The organism is Candidatus Cloacimonadota bacterium (assembly GCA_020532085.1).
In the GTDB taxonomy this organism is placed as follows: Bacteria; Cloacimonadota; Cloacimonadia; order Cloacimonadales; family Cloacimonadaceae; genus Syntrophosphaera.
On record JAJBAV010000026.1, the window covers coordinates 13,890 to 33,669 of the forward strand.

Sequence of the window (19,780 nt, forward strand, 5' to 3'; positions counted from 1 at the left end):
TCTCACCTCCTAGGTATTGCGCAGCAGGTCGATAGTGCGCATCCGGTCGATCCTGCGCAGGGGGATCCGCACGCAGAGGGTCACCAGCAGCGCGGCAACTGCAAAGATCAGGACCTGGTTGAAGGGCGACACGTAAAGCTCGAGCCGGTCGATGAAGTAAACATCTCCCTTGAGTTTATAGATGTTTTGCCTTACGATCAGCCAAGAAAGCAGAAACCCGAACAGCTGCCCCAAAATCACCGAGGCGAGGCAGACCAAAGTAATCTGGTAGCCCAGGATGTTGCGCACCGTGCCAGCTCCAGCCCCCAGGGCCTTGAGCACCGCGATCTCGTTGCGTTTGTCCAGGATCAGGGTCAGTACGCCGCTGATCACGTTTATCCCGGCGATCAGCACCAGAAAGCTGAACACGATGAAGATCAGCCATTTCTGCATCTTCACCATGCTCAACAGGGTGGTGTTCACCACCGGTGCCGCGTAAACGGCGGGACCGATCAACTGGTCGTATTCCGCGGCCAGGCGCTGGGCGTCATCCGCGAAAGCGTTGCCAAGATGCAGTTCGATGTTGCTGAACCCTGAGGCCAGGCCGGAAAGAGCGCGCAGGTCGGCCAGGCTGCCGATCATGAGGCTGCGGTCGTATTCGTAAAAACCCGAGTTGTAGATGCCTGTGACTTTTAGTGAACGCTGGTTGGGATACATGCCCAGCGGAGTGATCAGATCGAGGCGCGGAAAGGATACCAGCACAGTGTCTTCCAAAGCCAGGCCAAGGTCACGGGCCAGATAATGCCCCAGTATCACTTCTCCCGGGGCCACTTGAGCGGAACCCTGGGCCACATATTTGGCATGGATCGCGGCCTCCCCCTTCCCCGTGGCGTAGGCTTGCATCATGCCACCCCGGGCCTTGCCGCCATTTTGGGCCATAAGGTTGCTGCTCAGCACCGGCACGGCTGATCTGATCTCCGGGCGCGGAGACAGTTTTTCGAGGGTGGCGGTGGCCAGCGAATCCGGCAGCGATCCGGCCCCGGCCCCATATACGCGGATGTGGGCGAAAGAATCGAGCAGCACCGATTTCAGGGCCCGTTCGTAACCCTCGAAGAGGTTCAGCGCCGCAGTGAGGATACCCACGGAGATCACTATGCCCAGGATCATGAACAGGAAGCTGAAACGGAGAAGATTCCTCTTGGGATCGCTTATGTAGCGCCCGATGAAGAGCCGTTCAGCAGGATTCACGCAGTTCCTCCGCGCTGACGTTCACGGTCTTTTCCACCGAAACGGGCAATCCCCGCAGGGGCGAGATGCGGTTGACGATGAGCTCAGAGATCAGGCCCAGCGAGATGAACTGCAGGCCACCCAGGATCAGGGTGATACCCAGGAACAGCGGCAGCCGGTTGGAGATCGGCTGACCGTAGAAGATCTTAAGAACAGCCATCCAGAGCATGATCGCCGTACCCAGCAAGGTGGATAATAGTCCTGCCCGGCCAAACAGGTAGAGCGGGCTTTTCACGTATTGGGTGACCATCTTCACGGTGAGTAGATCGAAAAAGCCGCGCAGATAGCGTTCCAGGCCATATTTGGAACGGCCGAACTCCCTTTTGCGGTGCTCCACCGGGATCTCGGTGATGCGGTAGCCGAGGGAGTTGGCCAGGGCGGGGATGTAGCGATGCATTTCCCCATACAGGTTCAGCTCTTTCACCACCTCGCTGCGGTAGGCCTTGAAACCGCAGTTGTAATCCTTGAGTTTGAGGCGGAAAGTGCGTGCGGTTACAAAGTTGAAGAACCGGGAGGGGATCACCTTGTGCAGGGGATCGTGGCGTTTCTGTTTCCAGCCGGAAACCAGGTCCCAGCCCTCATCCAGCCTGGCCAGGAATTTGGGGATCTCCACAGGATTGTCCTGCAGATCGGCGTCGAGGGTGAAAACGACCTCGCCCCGGGCCAGCCTGAAACCATACTGCAGGGCGGCCGCCTTGCCAAAATTGCGGCGAAACTTAACGATCCGGATGTGGGGATCGGACGCGGCCAGTTCCTCCATGACGGCGAAGCCATTATCGCGGCTGCCGTCGTCGATGAAAATGATCTCATGGGCGTGGGGCTGGCAGTTGGCCACGATCTCGGCGGTGAGCCGGCGCAGGGAGTCCTCTTCGTTCAAAACCGGGATCACAAAAGAAAGCAACATACATGCTCCTGTCAGAAGATGATCTTGGCGAGGGTCATCGCCAGCGCCGATACGAGCGGCATTTCCACGTTATCGTCCACCGGCAGGCGGCTCAGTTCGGCCAAGGTGGCAGCCAGTGCCCCGGTGAACGCCACCACCGGGTGCAGATAGAAATCCGGATGGAGACCGAAGAGCAGGGCGTAACTGAAGCAAACCACAAAGCAGGCCAGGCTGCCTTCCAGCGATTTTTTGCCATTGCCAACCTTGCGCCTGCCCATATTTATGCCCACCATGGCGGCGAAAGTATCCCCCAAAGCCAGGAATGACAAGGCAAAGAACACGATCACCGGCTCGAAAAAGGCCACACAAAGCATGGCCGAAAAGAGCAGATAGGTGGCGCCGGTGAAGTCGCGCAGTTCATGGCGGCGCAGCATCAGGCCGAAGATCCACCAGAATGTTTTGCGAAAACTCTTCTGCCAGAAGCGGTAAAATTCTATCACCAGCATTATCGCGAGAGCCGCGAGCATGACGTAGAACATCAGCTTGCGGTTGTCTTTCAGGATAAACCTGTACCCAAAAGGGATCACCAAGGAAAAGAGGTGAATGCTTTTACGCAGGGTTTCCTTTACGTGGAGCATGGTGTCTTTCCGCTTAAGCCTCAAGCGGGGGCAGCGGCTGGATCAAAAGAAAGGATCTTCACCAGCTTGGGACCCCTCCAGTGCAGCAGCGCGTTACCGGTTTGGCCCAGGGGCAGGGAAGCACTGCCGTGTTCAAATAGGAAAAGTTTCTGCAACTCATCCAGCCGGGTGTCCCGCACCAGGATGCGGGGTTCCTGATGCTGCTGGCCGAAGGGGAGCAGCTGTTCCAGGCCACGCCAATTGTCCAGGGTGAACTGGTCCAGGCCCAGGCAGGCATCCGGCTCCTCCTGGGACGGAGTGGGGCCGGAACCCAGGTTCACCGCCAGATAGTGGTTGTAACACTCCAGAAAGGCGTCGTAACGGTCAGGTTCCAGCGTGAAGCCAGCCGCTTTCACGTGACCGCCGAACTGTTTCAGGTGTTCCCTGCAATACGCGAAGGCTTCCACCATGTTGAAACCGTCTCCGCAGCGTCCTTCGCAAACTATGCCGCCGTTGTGCTGCTTGAGCAGGATGGCGGGGATCCCCAACTTACCCAGAACGTAGGTGGCGCCTGTACCCAGCAGGGGATATGGGATCACGCCCTCGTCGTCGAAATAGATGAAAGCGTGGCTGGAGAAACCGGCGGTGACGCTGTCCAGAAAACTGAAGACCCGGTTCAACTCGCCTTCCCATTTCTTTTGCTGGGCTTCCATGGATTGGAACAGCTCGGCCTTGGCATCGCCCATCTGCAAAATAAAGCGCATCGCGGTGTGCTGGCCGTTGCTCTCGCGGCCGTTGGCGATCAGCCGGGAGGTGTATTGCATGAAATTGAACACATCCATGTCGCTTTCGATACGTTTGTGGTTACGCAGCAAAAAGTCGACGCTGGGATCGTTCATTTCGTCCCAATGATCGATCACGTGCCGGATTATGATCCGATTCAGGCCGGTCATCGGAACCTTGTCCGCGATTGAGCCCACGGCCGTCCAGAAGTAGGAGGACAGAGGAACCTTGTGCTCCAAAGAGCGTCCCAGCCAGCGGGCAAGCATCAAGGCGACGCCCACTCCGGCCAGGGCTTTGAAGGGATACTGGCAGCCCGGTAACTGAGGGTTTAGAATGGCATGGGCGTTGGGCAGGGTTTCCGGCTGGATGAGGTGGTGATCGGTGATCACGACCTCACAGCCAAGCTGGTTCAGCTTTTCCACCCCCTGATAGCTGGAAATTCCGTTGTCCACAGTGATTACCAGTTTATAGCCGCCTTCACGCACGAAATTCACGAAGCTGTCCTGGATGCCGTGGGACTCCAGGTTGCGGTTGGGGATGAAGTAATTGTGCCTCTGATACCCGCAGGCATTGAAAAACTGGTACATCACGTAGGTGCTGGTGATGCCGTCCGGATCGTCATGGCCGAAGATCACAGTGGGTTCGTTGTCAAACATAGCCCGGGAGATGCGTTCCGCCACAGGCTTGATGTTTGCCAGCAGAGCCTCGTCGGGCAGGGTTTCCAAGCCGGCGGACAAGCTATCAAGGCTGATGCCGCGCTTCAGGCAGATCTGGCGTAAAAGACTGTTGGGATCCGAGTCTGGATGAGCGTCTACCATGTTCCCAAGTCTTCCTTTTCCGGAATTTCCCGCGGCGCGGTGCGGTCGGGGGCCTTGGAGAGGATGTCGAAGCCGGTGAAACCGAACATCAGCAGGTAGGAATTGTCCAAAAGCTTGTTCTGATCGAGATCGCCGCGGCGGCTGTACTGAAAGCCGATATCAATGCGGTTTACCTCACCTTTGAGAGGCAGGCTCACCCCCAGGCTGAGGGCAAGTTCATTCACCTCGTGGCCGGCTGCCTGGAAAGGCAGATGACGCCAGGAGCCACCCGCGCGCAGCGGCAGGCTGAGAACACCCTGGCGCTCCTCCCGGACTGCAGGCTCATAAGCCAAGCCCAGGGCGGCTTTCCAGCTGTCGGTGTATTTCACGGCGTCGATCGCCTGCCAGGGCTCATAGTGGAAGTCCGCCGCAAGCTTGAACTCCGGATAGGGCAGTGCCGTCACGCTGGCCGAATAAACTGGCGGGATCCTGTGCTCGTAGGGCAGGGGATCTTCAGTGGCGTGGATCGATGTGCGCACCTCCTCGCCCTTCATGTTCACGCCCAGGCTATAGTAAGCCCCCAGCGCGAACCTGTCTTGGCGCCGGATATAGCCCAGAGTGAAACCGGGATTCTTGTAATCCCGCACGATCTCCTCTTCAGTATTGAAATCCTCGAAACCCGCGTCCTGCTGGAAATTGCGGATCTCATGCCCCAGATAGTAGTTGCCGCTGATCCCCACGCTGTTGCGTCCCCAGGCGAAACTGTAGATCAAGTCCGCGCGGTAGATGTAGCGGTCCATCGAATGCTTTTCCGTAACCGTTAGCGTATCAGGCGCTTCTATGATGGCGAACTCGCGCTGGTTGGCCACCACTCCCGAGGAGTGGGCACTGAACTGAAATCCCAGCCGATGTTGCTTGATCGGGATGCTCAGGCTGAAATAGGGAAAGTCCAGCGAATTGTCCAGATGGCTGTACTTGTTGCCCAGCGAGTCTTTGGAGCTGTAATGGTTGTAGCCCGGTATCAGGCCGGTGGAAAATAGGCTGCGGTTGTTCAGATTGTGCATGGCGGGGTTGCCATAGCCGGAGTTGAGCCGAAACACGTCGCTGGCCCCGGTATCCCCCATGCCCAGGCTGTAGATGTCGTTGCCGTAATAGCGGAGAGCGTTGCCCTCGAAGGCGAAGGCGGAGTTCCCAGCCAGCAGCGGCAGGCTGATCAGAAGCAGCAGAGGTAGCAGAAGCTTGGTCTTCAAGATATCACTTGTCCTTTTTCTTGTCTTTGGCTTTGGCTGTGGTTTTGCCCGTTTTGGCCGTCTTGGATGACTTGCCGCCTTTGGAACCGCTTTTTTTGGACAGCGGACGCACTGGATCTGGAGGCACCCGGAAAAAGCGGAAGGCGTTGTCGTAGGCGGCTTGGGCCACTTCCAGCGGGGTGATGCCCCTGATCTCGGCGATCTTATCCGCCACCAGATGCAGATAGAGCGGGCTGTTGCGCTTGCCGCGGTGCGGATGCGGAGTCAGGTAGGGACAGTCGGTCTCGATCATGAACTGGTCCATCGGCATCATGCGTACCACATCTTCCAGATTGGCGTTCGGGTAGGTCACGTTGCCGGTGAAGGAGATCAGCCAGCCCTCATCCAGCACCTGCTGGGCAAAGATGATGTCGCCCGAAAAGCAGTGAAAGACCACATCTTTGGCCTGCACTTCCTTGAGGATGCTGTAGCATTCCTGGTGCGCTTCGCGGTTGTGGATCACCATGGGTTTGTCATAATCCACGGCCAGGTAGGCTTGATTGCGAAAAACCTCGCGCTGGACAGGAAAGGGCGAGTAGTTGCGGAAAAAATCCAGCCCGATCTCTCCGATGGCCAGCACGTTCTTGTCCCGCACCAGACGCTTGATCAGTTCAGCGTCAAAATCCGTGGCGTCGTGGGGATGAAAGCCCACCGTGGCGAAGACGTGCAAGTGTTTTTTGGCCAGTTCCAGCGAGTTGAGCGAGGTCTCTTTGTTGAAACCGATGTTGATGATATATTCGATCCCGCTATCGAAGCATTTATGGATCAGGCTCTCCCGGTCGGCGTCAAACTCCGGCAGATCGAGATGGGCATGCGTTTCGAACAGTTTCATTTACAGCGTTTTATCCCTGATTTAGATTTAAAACAAGAAAAACAAGACACCGCTTTCTTGTCAATTGAAAAGAAATCCCGGCCCGGTTTGATGCCGGGGCATCATTAACCGTGCAGACCCAAGCGGTCTTACAAACCCCGGGAGCGCCCCGGCCCGTCTTGTAAGAATGCGCGAAACAGGGCAACGATCCCGTACCCGGGCAGGGCTTGATTAAGTGGCCTTAAACCGGCTTGCAGAATGCCTTGCACAGACCACCTAAAATGTCGAAAGAAAAAATTTGGTTGACAGAAAAGCGAGTTTGGGGGAGGAAGATTCGATATTTAAAACACTACGAGGTACAAAATGAAAAACACCAGCAAGATTCTATTAATAGCCCTTGCATTGATGGCCTTCTCCACGGCCATGTTCGCCCTTGAACAAACTGTCGGCCTGCGTTTTGGCTGCAGCCACCCGCTGAACGATTACAATGACACAAACAACAGCCATGATAAAGACGTCCATTTCATGGCCGGCTTGAACTACGAAGCCTGGCTGAAAGACTACGTCAGCATGGGTATTTACCCCTACTACACGAGATTGGAAGCCACTGGAACTACTCCTGTGTTGCCTCCTTACGCAACCGACATCGTCGGCGCAGAGATCCAGGCCCGTTTCCGTCCCACCAAGGGTGCCGTCATCAATTTCAAAGATGGCGCTCTCCATCGCATCGCCCCCTATGCACAAATCGGCGTTGGTGCGGCTTATGTTGACAACAATGACGCAGTACAGGGCATCGATGGCGGATTCGCCTTTTTGGCCCCCACAGCCGGTCTTGGCCTTTCCTTCCAAACCAAATGGAATATCGACCTGGATCTCGGCGTGCAGCTTGATCACGCTGTCAGTGACAAAGTTGACACTTGGACTGAACCGGACCCTATATTCCAGGATGCCCATTTCATGCCCTACCTGGGCATTGGCTACACCTTCGGCAAGAAGGGCGGCAGCAGCAATGCCATCGTTTCCCGCCTGCTGCGCAACGTGGTGAGCATGGAACAGGACTTCACCCTCGACGGAGTGCAGTTCGAGTTTGACAGCTCCAAGTTAACCAGCGACGCCAAAGTGGTGCTGCAGGAAGTTATCGAAGCCATGAAAAAACACCCGAACGTGCGACTGGAGATCCAGGGCCACACCGACAACGTTGGCGATCCCTCCTACAACATCACCCTGTCTCAGGAACGCGCCCAGGCTGTTAAAGACCACATGGTCGAAAACGGCATCTCCGCCACCCGCCTTACCACCAATGGCTTTGGCGAAAACAAGCCGATCGCCAGCAACGCCACTGCTGAAGGCCGCGCTCTCAACCGCCGCATCGAGTTCGTGATCGTTAAGTAAGCTGTTTAAACCCCAGCTTCACAGAGGCCCCCTGATCCGGGGCCTCTTTTTTTTCGTCCTCGCCCAGACCGTCTGCAAATGGCCTGGAGGCACGTTCACACGCAAGCCTGATAAAAAAATCCTTGACGTCAAATTCATCCTCTGTTAGTTTGCCGGCTGTCATGAAATGATAGTGGAGGATACCATGAACAAGCGTGTCTTGATTTTTCTGGCGGCTGCGTTGGCCGTGGTTTCGCTGGCGGGGCAGGCTGTTGCCGCCGAGGCAACAGAACCTCTGATGAAGACCCGGATGGAGGCGCGCGAGCCCTTCATCGTGATGGGGCTGGAGGCGCAAAACGCCTTGGAAGGCGAGGCCATGATGGAGCTCTGGACCAAGTTTTTCTCCCTGCACGAAAAATTGCCGGAGCCAGTGAACAACAGCTTCTACGGGATCTATTATCCCGGCGAGAAGTTCGATCCTGCCACCATGCAGGGCTACAACTATTTTGTGGGTCTGGAGGTGAAGGAGCAGGTGGAACTGCCGGAAGGCTTGCAAATGCACAAGGTCCCGGGCGGAAACTACGCCGTGTTCGAATACGTGGGGCCCGTCCAGGAGATCGGCAAAGCCTATGAATACATCTACGGCGAATGGCTGGCCACCACCAATTACAAACCGGCGTCACTGGAAATGTTTGAAGTCTATGATGAACGCTTCCAGGAAGATTCCAAGGAATCAGTGGTGGAGATCTGGGTCCCCGTGCAAAAACCCGAGCTGGAGGAAGCTCCGCGGGATGCTGAGCTCCGGGAACTGAAACAGATCCAGGAGTAACAGCCCGGCCTGGCGTTCAAGCCTGCCCGGATGGCGCCAAACCGTTTGTGGCAGACAGGGGATGGGTGCATCAAAATTCAGCACAGGAGTAACAGATGAATATAAACCCGGGGTTCCGGATAAGGGATTACATCGTCGTCAGGCAGCTGGGCAAGGGCGGCATGGGAGAGGTTTGGCTGGCCCGGGACATCTATCTGGACCGGGAGGTGGCGATCAAATTTCTGGATCCCGCCCTTACCGGCGACCCCAGATTTTCCGAGCGTTTCAAACACGAAGCGCAGATCCAGAATCTGCTCACCCACACCAACATCGTGGGTTTCAAAGACTTTTTCCAGGAAGACGGAAATTGGTTCCTGGTGCAGGAGTACGCCCGCGGGATCACTCTGCGTGAGCTGATCAACGCCACCGGCCCCATCCGCGAGGAACGGGCCCTGAACATCTTCCACCAGATCACTGACGCCCTGTCCCATGCCCACGCCAAAGGCATCATCCACCGCGACGTGAAGCCCTCCAACATCATGGTGGACACACAAAACGGCGATACCGTGAAGGTGATGGATTTCGGCATCGCCCGCCTCATGAACGACATCCACCTCACCCAAACCGGCGACACCATCGGCACAGTTTATTACATGAGCCCGGAGCAGGTGATCGCCGCCAAGGACATCGACCACCGCAGCGACATCTATTCCGCCGGCATCGTCCTCTACGAAATGCTCAGCGGCAAGCTGCCCTTCAATGTGGACACCTCCAGCACTTTTCACATCCAGGATGCCATCGTCAACAAGGATGTTCCCGACCCCCGCGATGTTTATCCCAACATCAGCGAACGCGCCGTGGCCCTGCTGCGCCGCCTCACCGCAAAGGACAGGGAACAGCGTCCGCACACTTTTTCGGACCCGAACACTTTCCAGGCTCCCAATCCCGCCAGCCAGCCCCAGCCCCTGTACCCGCAACCGGAGCCAATTCCCAGCGAGCCCGAAGCCGCTTTCACCGAAAAGAGGAAAGGTGGCAAAACCGGTTTGTGGATAACGCTCGGGTTGGTTCTGGCCGTCGGTTTGGCAGTGTTTTTCGCGCTCAGAGACCAATCTGGCGCCCGTGAACTGGAGCGGGTGCGCCAAACATCAACTTTCGTGGCCGTGCAGGGCGGCGAGTTCGAGATGGGCTCGGAACAGGGCGATCTGGACGAACTGCCGGTGCACAGCGTTTTGGTTTCCGGTTTCCACATCGCCAATTATGAGGTCACCCAGGACCTTTGGGAAACCGTGATGGGTAACAATCCCTCCCAGAATCAGGGAGGGGCGCTGCCTGTGGAAAACGTCTCCTGGGAGGATGCGCTGGAGTTTTGCAACGCCCTCAGCGAGCGTGAAGACCGCGAACCTTGCTACAGGATCAAAGGCGCCAGCACCACCTGCGACTGGAAGGCCAACGGCTACCGGCTGCCCACTGAAGCGGAATGGGAATTCGCCGCCCGCGGCGGAAACTACAGCCAGGGTTACATCTACAGCGGCTCCAATGATATCAGCGAAGTGGCTTTCTCCAACTCCTCAGACGCCGGCCGCACCCGTCCCGTGGGCAAAAAGAGCCCCAATGAGCTTGGCCTCCACGACATGAGCGGAAACGTTTGGGAATGGTGCTGGGACAGCTACGGTGAGGATTATTACAGCGCCAGCCCCTACGAAAACCCCCGCGGGACCAAAGCGGATCATATACGTTGCATGCGCGGCGGAGCCTGGAACAGAAATGAAGGACGTTGTCGCACATCAGACCGCGGTAAAGGTTCATATGATTACAAAAACTCCAACCTGGGCTTCAGACTGGTACGCTCCAGCATATAAAGCTGTAAGCCCCTCGGAGAAAAGTTTTCGGGAGTTGTGGCCCGGTGCGGTAGGCCCGGCCAATCCCGCGGTGGATTTAAAATTCCAGGCTTAGTTTGATCCCCTTCAGATCGGGGGCGGGCGTCAACGCCATGCGGGGAGTGCTGTTCAAGGTCAGCCGCGCGGAGAGGTAACCGATCACGGCACCGCAAAAAACATCGCTGGCCCAGTGCTCATCCCCGTTCACCCGGGACCAGGATGCCAAAACTGCCAGACCATAGACCAAAGGGGCAACCCAGGCTTGTTCGGAATACTGCTCCGCCAGTACCGGCGCCACGCTCCAAACCAACGTGCTGTGGCCGGAGGGAAAGGAATCGTGGCGCAGGGAAAAACCACCTTCGGGCCAGAAATCTCCGTCACTGGCCCCGCCAGGACGCTGCCTCTGGCTGGCCAGCTTCAGGCCCTCACTGGCCGCGGAGGCCAGGAGCATGCTTTTCAGGCAGAGCAAACCGGTGTCCACGCTTTTGTCGGAACCGGCCAGACAGCCGGCCAAAGCCGTTACCCCCGCCGCGGGGAAGAGGATCCACTTGTCGCCCGCGTAGCCCAAGCCGTGCAAGGCGGCGTCGTTCCAGCCGATCCTGTGGTTCTGGGTGAAATCCCTGATCTGGGGGTCGGCCCAAACCAGGCTTCCTGCCACCAAGACCACTCCGCCCGCCGTGAGCCAATCCTGGGTTTGCCAGCGCGCCGGGGCCGTTGCAGCCTCTTTCACGCTGAACGGATATGAGGCCAGATACCGCCGGAAATGGCCGCTCTCCGCCTCCCCGCTCAAAGCGGAAGCGCAGAGCAAGTTCACAGCCAGGACCACGATCCATCTTCTTGTCATGCCCCACCCCTTTTCCACCTCTGCTATTTCGTCAAGCAATAATCCTGCCGAAGGAGGCACAAAACGTTTTAACTTGATATTTAGCAATAATATCCCGCCCTAAGCCCCATCCCCCTCACTTCCCCTTGACTTCCCGCTTACTTCCCGCCTGACAAGCGGGAAGTAAGCGGGAGGCGAGTGAGAGGCGAATGGGACAGGGCAAAGGAGGGGGACGGCAAAGAGCCGGTGAAGATCCCGCGGCGCTTGCGACCACCCCTCATCCATAGTGGGTAACAAATTCCCGGAAACCCAGGCCTTGACAAGCTGGGAAGGATCGGGAACCCGGGAGGGCGCGTAAACCATTATGGGATTGACAAAATACCCCCTTTGAAAAGACTGGCGCCAAAAGCAACCGGGAAGTAAACCGCCGAATGAGGAAATACATCGTATCGATCGTGGGTCGTCCGAATGTGGGCAAATCCACGCTGTTCAACCGCCTTTGCAGAAAGCGCTCCGCCATCGTTGACCCGGAAGCGGGGATCACCCGCGACCGCAAATACGAGGACGTGGAGTGGAACGGCAAAGTGTTCAAACTTGTGGACACTGGCGGGATCATATTCGACAGCAGCGAAGCCATGGACAAGATGATCCGCCACCAAGCCCAGCTCGCGATCGACGAATCTGACCTGATCATCTTCATGGTGGACGCCCAGACCGGCACCACGGACATCGACAAGGCCATCGCCAAGATCCTCTTCCCGCACCGCGACAAGGTGATGCTGGTGGCGAACAAGGCCGACAACGAGAAATTCGAGTGGGAACTATACGATTTTCTGCAGCTGGGTTTCGGCGATCCCTTCCCCATTTCCGCCTCGCAGGCCCGCAACACGGGAAATTTCAAGGATGAACTGCTGGCCCTGATCCCGGAAACGCAGAACGCTTACGACAACGACGAGCCTCACAACACCCGCATCGCCGTGGTGGGCAAGCCGAACGTGGGCAAATCCTCGATCGTGAACCTGCTGCTGGGCAACGAAAAACAGATCGTCACCGATGTTCCCGGCACCACCCGCGACGCGGTGGACAGCGTTTTTCGCTATCACGGCAAGGAATACGTGCTGGTGGACACCGCCGGCCTGCGCCGCAAGACCAAGGTCAATTACGGCGTGGAATACTACAGCGTGATGCGCACCATCGAAGCCGTGGACAGATGCGACGTGGTGGTGCTGGTGCTCACCGCGGACGAGGCCATCTCCGATCAGGACGTGAAGATCGCCTCCTATGCCAAACGCCGCATGAAGGAGATCCTGGTGGTTTTCAACAAGTGGGACCTGGTGGACAAAGACAACAAGACCACAGGCAGGTTCATCGCGGACCTGCACGAAATGATGCCCTTTCTGCAATTCGCGCCGGTGCAGTTCATTTCCGCCAAAACGGGCCAGCGCATCAACCGGATCATGGAGATGGTGGTGAAGATCGAGGAGGAGAGCGAAAAACGCATCTCCACCAGCGAGCTGAACCGCTTCATGGAAACCGTGGTTGAACATCGCCCCCCCACCCACAGCACCGGCAAGCATGTGAAAATTTATTACCTCACCCAGGTGGCCGTGAAACCTCCAACCTTCGTCTTTTTCTGCAACCAGCCCGCTTTGATCAGCGAAAACTACCGGCGTTTTCTGCACAATCAGATCCGGGAAATGTTCACCTTCGAGGGCGTGAGCATCAAGCTCATCTTTCGCGGCCGGAAGGAAGGAGAGGTGGAGCAGTGACGTCGATCGTGGCGTGGACGCTGATTTGCCTGCTGGCCTATCTGATCGGCAGCATCCCCTTTGGCTGGCTGGCCGGAAAGCTGTTGCACAAAAAAGACATCCGCGCCGGCGGCAGCGGCAATATCGGCGCCACCAACGCCCTGCGCCAATATGGTGTGAAGACCGGTGTGCTGGTGCTGCTGCTGGACCTGCTGAAGGGTTTTGCCGTGGCCTGGCTGCTTCTGAACGTTGTCCCCGGCCTGCTGGGCAATTTTGTGCCCGCGCTGCCCACCGAACGCAATGTGTTTCTGCTGCCTGCTTTGGCGGTGATCCTGGGACACATGTTCCCCGTGTGGCTGAATTTCAAAGGCGGCAAGGGCGTTGCCACCGCCGCGGGAGTCTATCTGGCGCTGGCACCGGTGCCGCTGTTGGCGGCACTGCTGGTTTTTCTGCTGGTCACGGCGCTCAGCCGCTATGTGTCGTTGGGCTCGATCCTGGCCGCGGCCTTTCTGTTTGCGGCAGAGCTTTTGTGGAACATCTTTGTGCTCCGCGAACCGGAATTTCCCTGGCTGACGCTGATCGTGGCCTTGCTGGTGATCTACAAACACAGCCCGAACATCCTGCGCCTGCTGGAAGGCAGGGAAAACAGGCTGAGTTTCGGCAATAGGAGCAAAGCCTGATGTGCGGGATCATGGGAGTTTTCGGCAGCCCGGAAGCCGCCAGCCTGGCCGCTTTGGGGATGTTCGCCGAGCAGCACCGAGGCCAGGAAAGCTGCGGCATGGCGGTTTGCGACGGCAAGGTTTTGCGGCTGCACAAGAGCATGGGACTGGTGAAGGAAGTGTTCACCCCTGAAGTGCTTCAAACCCTGCCGGGAAACATCGCCATCGGCCATGTGCGCTATCCCACCAAGGGTTCCGCCACCGCCTTCAATTCCCAGCCCCATCTGGTGGAGACGCTGTTCGGCCCTTCCTACGCGCTGGCCAGCAACGGCGACCTGGTGAACTACGCCTCCGTCCGGGCCGGTCTGGAAGCTGAAAACGTTTATTTCAAGAGCGACAACGACGGCGAGCTGCTGGTTAAATTCATCGCCTGGCGGATCGCCCAGGGCGACGATCCGGCCGATGCCATCCGGGCCCTGATGCGCGGGATCAGGGGAGCTTATTCGTGCGTATTCGTCACCAGGAGTGAACTTTACCTCTTCCGCGATCCGCTCTCCATGCGTCCCATGGTTTGGGGCAAAACCGCGGAGGGAGCTGTGGTGGTGGCCTCCGAAAGCTGCGCGCTGGACACTTTGCGGGTGAGCGAACGCCGGGAAGTGCCGCCCGCCGGGATCATCCGCGTAAGCCAGGCCGGGATCACGATCCTGGAAAATGACCCCAACCTCTACCGGACCCGGCGCCACAACAGCTACTGCGTTTTCGAACACATCTATTTTTCCCGGCCGGACAGCTTTCACTTCGGCGAAAACGTCTTTGCCGTGCGCGAAAAGATCGGCGCCCTGCTGGCCAAGGAAGACGCAGGCCTTGAAGCGGATTGCGTGGTGCCAGTGCCGGACTCCTCGAATTTCATGGCCGTGGGCTACGCCGCCGCCAGCGGGATACCGCTGTCGCTGGGCCTGATCCGTAACCACTACATCGGCCGCACCTTCATCAAACCGGAACAGACCATCCGCGACGAGAGCGTGCGCCAGAAATTCAACCCCCTGTCCAACTTCTTCGATGGCAAAAAGGTGGTACTGGTGGACGATTCGATCGTGCGCGGGACAACCATCCGCAAGATCGTGCGGATGATCAAGGACGCCGGGGCGAAAGAGATCCATCTGCGCATCGGCTCACCCCAAGTGAAGTTTTCCTGCTATTTCGGGATCGACACACCTCATCCCGAGGAACTGGCCGCCAACCGCTATTCCCTGGACGAGATCCGCGAACGGACCGGGGTGGACAGCCTGAAACACCTGTCTTTGGCCAGCCTGGCCATGTGTTTGAACAAACCTGAAGAATACTGCTACGCCTGCTTTGACGGGCATTATCCCCTGGAGAAGGAATGATCGGCGAACTGCTTGAAAAGTTTGGCGGACAGCGCGTGCTGGTGTTGGGTGACGTGATGCTGGACCAGTATGTGTGGGGACGGGTGGACCGCATCTCGCCGGAAGCGCCGGTTCCCGTTCTGGAAGCGCAAAGCGAGGAGCTGCGTCTGGGCGGCGCGGCCAATGTGGCCCTGAACATCCGTTCCCTGGGCGGGATCCCCCTGCTGGTGGGAGTTACGGGCGCGGACAATGCCGCCGCGGAACTCAAACGGCTGCTGGAGGCCAGAGGCATCTCAGCCGACGGACTGCTGAGCGACCCGGAGCGCTCCACCACTCGCAAAATGCGGATCGGGGCAGCCAATCAGCAGATCGTGCGGATCGATTATGAAAACGAGGACGAGGTGGGCAACGCGCTGCGGGAAAAGGTTTTGGCCAAGGTAAAAGCGCTTCTGGAGGATTGCCGGGCGCTGATCATCGAGGATTACGACAAGGGCCTGCTGACCGGCGAACTGATCAGCCAGGTCTTACGGCTGGCCCTCGATCAGGGTGTTCCCGTGTCCGTGGACCCCAAACTGAAGCATTTTCAGGCCTACGCCGGAGTGGACATTTTCAAGCCCAACTACAAAGAACTTCAGGCGGTGAGCGGCACGGTCTTCAGCTCCGACGAGGAATTTTTCCAGGCCGCCCGGAACCTGCGGCGGGAGATGCGGATCAGACATCTGATCGTAACCCGGAGCAGCCTGGGAATGTACATCTTCAGCGGCGATGACGCCCCGCGGCGCATCCCCACTTTCGCCAGAGAGGTTTTTGACCCCTCCGGCGCCGGCGACACCGTGATCTCCGCCCTCACGCTGGCTTGGATCAGCGGAGCGGACATCGATCTGGCCGCCGAACTGGCCAACCACGCCGCCGGTGTTGTCTGCGGCATCAAAGGAACGGCTAGCGTAACGCCGGCTCAGGTTTTGCAAAGCTACCATGAGCAAAGATAAGATCAAAAGTTGGGAGGAGGCAGCCTTCCTGGCCGGCGAGCTGAAAGCGCAGCAAGCCCGGATCGTTTTCACCAATGGCTGTTTCGATCTTCTCCACGTGGGCCACGCCCAGTATCTGGAACAGGCCAAAGCCCTGGGAGACATCCTGATCGTTGGCCTGAACAGCGATGCCAGCGTGAGCCGCCTGAAAGGCGAGGGACGCCCGGTGATCGCTGAAGCCGACCGGGCCCTGCTGCTGGCGGCCCTCGAAAGCGTGGACATGGTGGTGATCTTCAGCCAGCCCACGCCCCTGGATCTGATCGAGCTGCTCAGACCGGACGTTTTGGTGAAGGGCGGCGACTGGAAACCTGAAGCCATTGTGGGCGCGGACATCGTTTTGGCCGGAGGCGGCGAAGTGCAAAGCCTGCCTTTCAAGGAAGGATTTTCCACCAGCATGCTGATCCGGCGGATCGGGGAACTGCCCCGGGAGCGGAAATTATGAGCGAAGAAACGAAGACAGCCCAGGAAGACGTGGGCACCGTCGTAACGGTGAACGGAACCAGCGTGAAAGTGGAATTGGTTCGCGGCGCCAGCTGCAAATCCTGCTCCATGCGGGGTATGTGCTTCGGGCGCAACACCCCGGCGGTTTTCGACCTGGAAAGCGACTTGGACCTGAGTCCCGGCGACAGGGTGCAGTTGGAAATATCTCCCTCAACCCGGGTGCTGACGTCATTAATGGTGTTTGGGCTGCCTTTGCTCAGCCTCTTCGCCGGATATCTGATCGGGAGCCGCTGGCTGGCGGAGCTTCCCGCCATCGGAATTGCTTTTGGCGCCACGGCGCTTAGTTTTTTACTAATGAAACAGATAGACAAGAAATATGGCAACCGGCTGCAGGTGCGGATCGGGAGAAAGCTATGATCATCAGACTGAACGAGATGGTTTTTTATGGCTATCACGGCGTTCACGACGAGGAACGCAAACTGGGACAGCGCTTCATAGTGAGCCTGGAAATGCAGACCCGTCCGGAAACCGACGCCGCCATCAGGCAGTTGGAAGACACGGTGGACTACACCAAGGTCTATGCCCAGATCCGTGAGATCATGGAATCTCACCAATTCCAGTTGTTGGAAGCCTGCGCCAACATGCTGGCAGACAAGCTGCTGGCGGATTTTCCGCTGATCTGGCAGCTAACCCTGCGCATCCAGAAACCCTCTGTACCGATCCGGGGGATCTTGCGCAGCGTGGAAGTTGAACTAACAAGGAGTCGCTCATGATCGCCTGGCTATGCCTCGGATCAAATCAGTTGAAACCCCGCACCCAAGTGCAAAAAGCGGTGAGGATACTTGCCGCCGATCCCAAGATCCGCGTACTTCGCAAATCGTCGATGGTGCGCACGGAAGCCTATGGCAACGAAGACCAACCGGATTTTCGCAACCAAGTGATCGAGATCGATACCAAATATTCGCCTCTGGACCTTTTGCAGAAAGGCCTCACCGTGGAAATGGAGATGGGCCGGGCGCGCAAGGAACGCTGGGGGCCCCGGGTGATCGATATCGACATTTTGCTCTACGAGGACGAGGTGATGCAGACAATGTCCCTCACCCTGCCTCATCCGGATTTTCATAACCGCCGCTTCGTGCTGGAACTGCTCTGCGAGGTGGACCCAGAACTGAAACATCCGGTGCTGGACAAAACCATGGCCGAACTGCTCGAAGACCTTGGCCCCGCCGAGGAACAGCAATGACGGAACCAGCCGCGCTCATCCTGGCCGCCGGCAAAGGCACCAGGATGAAATCCAACCGGGCCAAGGTGACCTTCCCCATCGCGGATAAACCCATGGTCCAAAGAGTGGCGGACAGCGCTTCAAAGGCAGGCTGCGCAAGGATATGCGTGGTGGTTGGCTATCAAAAGGAAAGCGTGATCGCCTGCCTGGAAAATGACAAGCGCCTGGAATTTGTGGAACAAACCGAGCAACTGGGCACCGGCCACGCCGTGATGATGGCCCGGCCCCTGTTCACAGACCCGGACCAGGACGTGCTGATCCTCAGCGGCGACGTGCCCCTGCTCAGCGCGCAAACTCTGCAGCGGATGCATCAGGAACATCTGGCCTCGGGCTCAGTTTGCACGGTACTCACCGCAGTCCTGGACGATCCGGGCAAATACGGCCGCATCCTGCGCGACGCGGACGGCCGGATCAGGGGGATAATGGAGTTCAAAGATGCCTCGGAGTCGCAACGCTCCATCCGGGAATGGAATACGGGCATCTACTGCTTCCGCTCCGGCGATCTTTTCCACGCCCTGGACCAGATCTCGAACGCCAACCAGCAACAGGAATACTATCTCACTGACGTGGTGGCCATCCTTCACCAGGCCGGGAAAAAAGTGGCCGGGGTGGAGCTGGAAAATCTGGTGGAAGTGGCTGGGGTTAACTCCCAGGAACAGCTGGCCGCCTTGGAAGACCAGTTCGTGGATGCCATCCGCAAGCGCTGGCTGAACAACGGGGTGATGATCCACAATCCGCAAACCGTGTTCATCGGTGACGACGTCGTCCTGGAACAGGACGCGGAGGTCTGCCAGAACACCGTGATCAAAGGCCACAGCCAAATCTGCGCCGGCGCCCACATCGGCCCCGGTTGCTTTCTGGCAGATAGTTACGTGAGTGACAACGCCATTCTGGAAGGGCACAACGTCTTGGTGGACGCCCATATCCCGGAAGGCCACATTTTGGAATTTGGCGAGCAAGTGATCGAAGAGACCTTCAATGACTGACGGTTATCTCTACTCCCCCTGGCGGCTGGATTACATTCAGGGCGAAAAACCTGAGGACTGTGTCCTTTGCCGCTTTCGGGAAACGGGGCGGGACACCGAAAACCTGATCGTTTTCCGCGGGGAGCACTGCTACGTGATGCTTAACCGCTATCCCTACAACAACGGCCACATCATGCTGGTGCCCTACCTGCACGCGAAAACCCTGGGCGAACTGCCGCCCGCAGTGATGACCGAGCTGGGGCGACTGCTCCAGAGCAGCGAACAGGCTCTTACCCAAGCCTACAACTGTGACGGCATCAACATCGGCATAAATCTGGGCCGCGCGGCAGGCGCCGGGATCGATGAACACCTGCACATCCATCTGGTGCCGCGCTGGAACGGGGATTGCAACTTCATGAGCGTTGTGGGCGGAAAACGCGTGATCCCGGAAGCCTTCGAGATCACTTGCGAGCGCCTGCGCCAAGCCTTCGCGAATCTGCCGGGACAGGAATAAATTGGCCGGTTCACGCAAGCGCTTGCGAACCCATTCCCTGAAAATGCCCCTGCTGTGGCTGGCGGTGGTTTTGCTCAGCCTGGTGCTGGCTTATCTGATCTATGTCCAGATCATAGTTCCGGGCAGAAATTCAGCCAGCCTTCAGGAAGAAAACCTGCCCGCCCTCAAAGTGGTGGTGAAAAACGGCTGCGGAGTGGAAAACCTGGCCACCGACTATTCTGACTACGTCAAAGACAAAAACATGGATGTGGTAAGCATGGGCGACACGCCTCAACCCATCTGGAACAAAAGCGTGATCGAGGTGAAAACGGACGATAAACAGGACCTCGCCCGCCTGCAGAAAATGACCGGCATCAAGCGCTACACGCTGGCTGTGGATCCTGATGCCCCCGCCCCCTTCGTGATCATTTTGGGGGACGATTTTGAAGAGTACATGAAACCATGAACAAGG

The 19,780-nt window shown here is 57.8% G+C and carries 21 protein-coding genes; 14 read left to right on the plus strand and 7 right to left on the minus strand.

The annotated features are described in order from the left end of the window. Positions 1–9 precede the first annotated feature (9 nt). From LHW45_07655 to LHW45_07680, 6 genes are read right to left on the minus strand one after another with little or no spacing between them, the layout of a single operon-like run. Positions 10–1,227, minus strand: coding sequence for an ABC transporter permease (locus tag LHW45_07655; protein MCB5285447.1), 1,218 nt, complete (start codon positions 1,225–1,227; stop codon positions 10–12). Next, the gene (locus LHW45_07660; GenBank protein ID MCB5285448.1) at positions 1,214–2,170 is read right to left on the minus strand and encodes a glycosyltransferase family 2 protein; all 957 of its coding nucleotides are present in this window, start codon (positions 2,168–2,170) and stop codon (positions 1,214–1,216) included. Before LHW45_07660 ends, LHW45_07655 begins: the two co-directional genes overlap by 14 nt. Positions 2,171–2,181: 11 nt before the next feature. Further along, positions 2,182–2,787, minus strand: a complete 606-nt coding sequence (locus LHW45_07665; GenBank protein MCB5285449.1) for a phosphatidate cytidylyltransferase — start codon at positions 2,785–2,787, stop codon at positions 2,182–2,184. A 20-nt stretch (positions 2,788–2,807) separates the two neighbouring features. Then, positions 2,808–4,367: a DHH family phosphoesterase gene (locus LHW45_07670; protein MCB5285450.1), complete on the minus strand. Its 1,560-nt coding sequence runs from the start codon at positions 4,365–4,367 to the stop codon at positions 2,808–2,810. Then, complete coding sequence (locus tag LHW45_07675) at positions 4,361–5,596, minus strand: hypothetical protein (protein MCB5285451.1); 1,236 nt, start codon at positions 5,594–5,596, stop codon at positions 4,361–4,363. Before LHW45_07675 ends, LHW45_07670 begins: the two co-directional genes overlap by 7 nt. 4 nt (positions 5,597–5,600) lie before the next feature. Next, positions 5,601–6,467 carry a TatD family hydrolase gene (locus tag LHW45_07680; protein MCB5285452.1) on the minus strand — a complete coding sequence of 289 codons (867 nt, stop codon included), beginning with the start codon at positions 6,465–6,467 and terminating at the stop codon, positions 5,601–5,603. A gap of 342 nt (positions 6,468–6,809) precedes the next feature. Here LHW45_07680 and LHW45_07685 point away from each other — a divergent pair, with 342 nt between their 5' ends. From LHW45_07685 to LHW45_07695, 3 genes are all read left to right on the plus strand, one after another. Continuing rightward, complete coding sequence (locus tag LHW45_07685; GenBank protein ID MCB5285453.1) at positions 6,810–7,838, plus strand: OmpA family protein; 1,029 nt, start codon at positions 6,810–6,812, stop codon at positions 7,836–7,838. A 184-nt stretch (positions 7,839–8,022) separates the two neighbouring features. Then, positions 8,023–8,646, plus strand: coding sequence for a GyrI-like domain-containing protein (locus LHW45_07690; GenBank protein MCB5285454.1), 624 nt, complete (start codon positions 8,023–8,025; stop codon positions 8,644–8,646). A 95-nt stretch (positions 8,647–8,741) separates the two neighbouring features. Then, positions 8,742–10,484, plus strand: coding sequence for an SUMF1/EgtB/PvdO family nonheme iron enzyme (locus LHW45_07695; protein MCB5285455.1), 1,743 nt, complete (start codon positions 8,742–8,744; stop codon positions 10,482–10,484). 76 nt (positions 10,485–10,560) lie between these two features. Here LHW45_07695 and LHW45_07700 read toward each other — a convergent pair whose 3' ends face one another. After that, positions 10,561–11,346, minus strand: a complete 786-nt coding sequence (locus LHW45_07700) for a phosphatase PAP2 family protein (GenBank protein ID MCB5285456.1) — start codon at positions 11,344–11,346, stop codon at positions 10,561–10,563. Between the two features lie 410 nt (positions 11,347–11,756). On the opposite strand from LHW45_07700, the gene der reads away from it, so the two are divergent. The 11 genes from der to LHW45_07755 are packed head-to-tail and all read left to right on the plus strand — an operon-like array spanning position 11,757 to position 19,774. Next, positions 11,757–13,094 carry a ribosome biogenesis GTPase Der gene (der, locus tag LHW45_07705; GenBank protein MCB5285457.1) on the plus strand — a complete coding sequence of 446 codons (1,338 nt, stop codon included), beginning with the start codon at positions 11,757–11,759 and terminating at the stop codon, positions 13,092–13,094. Further along, positions 13,091–13,753 carry a glycerol-3-phosphate 1-O-acyltransferase PlsY gene (gene plsY / locus LHW45_07710; protein ID MCB5285458.1) on the plus strand — a complete coding sequence of 221 codons (663 nt, stop codon included), beginning with the start codon at positions 13,091–13,093 and terminating at the stop codon, positions 13,751–13,753. The genes der and plsY overlap by 4 nt, the downstream gene beginning before the upstream one ends. Next, positions 13,753–15,120: an amidophosphoribosyltransferase gene (gene purF, locus LHW45_07715; GenBank protein ID MCB5285459.1), complete on the plus strand. Its 1,368-nt coding sequence runs from the start codon at positions 13,753–13,755 to the stop codon at positions 15,118–15,120. Before plsY ends, purF begins: the two co-directional genes overlap by 1 nt. Next, a complete protein-coding gene (gene rfaE1 / locus LHW45_07720) occupies positions 15,117–16,088 on the plus strand; it encodes a D-glycero-beta-D-manno-heptose-7-phosphate kinase (protein ID MCB5285460.1) in 972 nt (323 codons plus the stop codon). Before purF ends, rfaE1 begins: the two co-directional genes overlap by 4 nt. Further along, positions 16,075–16,569 (plus strand): D-glycero-beta-D-manno-heptose 1-phosphate adenylyltransferase, encoded by a 495-nt coding sequence (gene rfaE2, locus LHW45_07725; protein MCB5285461.1) that lies wholly within the window; start codon positions 16,075–16,077, stop codon positions 16,567–16,569. The genes rfaE1 and rfaE2 overlap by 14 nt, the downstream gene beginning before the upstream one ends. Continuing rightward, positions 16,566–16,985, plus strand: a complete 420-nt coding sequence (locus LHW45_07730) for a SoxR reducing system RseC family protein (protein MCB5285462.1) — start codon at positions 16,566–16,568, stop codon at positions 16,983–16,985. The genes rfaE2 and LHW45_07730 overlap by 4 nt, the downstream gene beginning before the upstream one ends. Beyond that, positions 16,982–17,341, plus strand: a complete 360-nt coding sequence (gene folB, locus LHW45_07735; GenBank protein ID MCB5285463.1) for a dihydroneopterin aldolase — start codon at positions 16,982–16,984, stop codon at positions 17,339–17,341. The genes LHW45_07730 and folB overlap by 4 nt, the downstream gene beginning before the upstream one ends. Continuing rightward, entirely contained in the window at positions 17,338–17,811 is a 474-nt protein-coding gene (gene folK, locus LHW45_07740; protein MCB5285464.1) for a 2-amino-4-hydroxy-6-hydroxymethyldihydropteridine diphosphokinase, read from the plus strand. Before folB ends, folK begins: the two co-directional genes overlap by 4 nt. Continuing rightward, entirely contained in the window at positions 17,808–18,836 is a 1,029-nt protein-coding gene (locus LHW45_07745; protein MCB5285465.1) for an NTP transferase domain-containing protein, read from the plus strand. Before folK ends, LHW45_07745 begins: the two co-directional genes overlap by 4 nt. Next, positions 18,829–19,329: an HIT domain-containing protein gene (locus LHW45_07750; protein ID MCB5285466.1), complete on the plus strand. Its 501-nt coding sequence runs from the start codon at positions 18,829–18,831 to the stop codon at positions 19,327–19,329. The genes LHW45_07745 and LHW45_07750 overlap by 8 nt, the downstream gene beginning before the upstream one ends. Before the next feature lie 22 nt (positions 19,330–19,351). Continuing rightward, complete coding sequence (locus LHW45_07755; protein MCB5285467.1) at positions 19,352–19,774, plus strand: LytR C-terminal domain-containing protein; 423 nt, start codon at positions 19,352–19,354, stop codon at positions 19,772–19,774. The last annotated feature ends 6 nt before the right edge of the window (positions 19,775–19,780 follow it).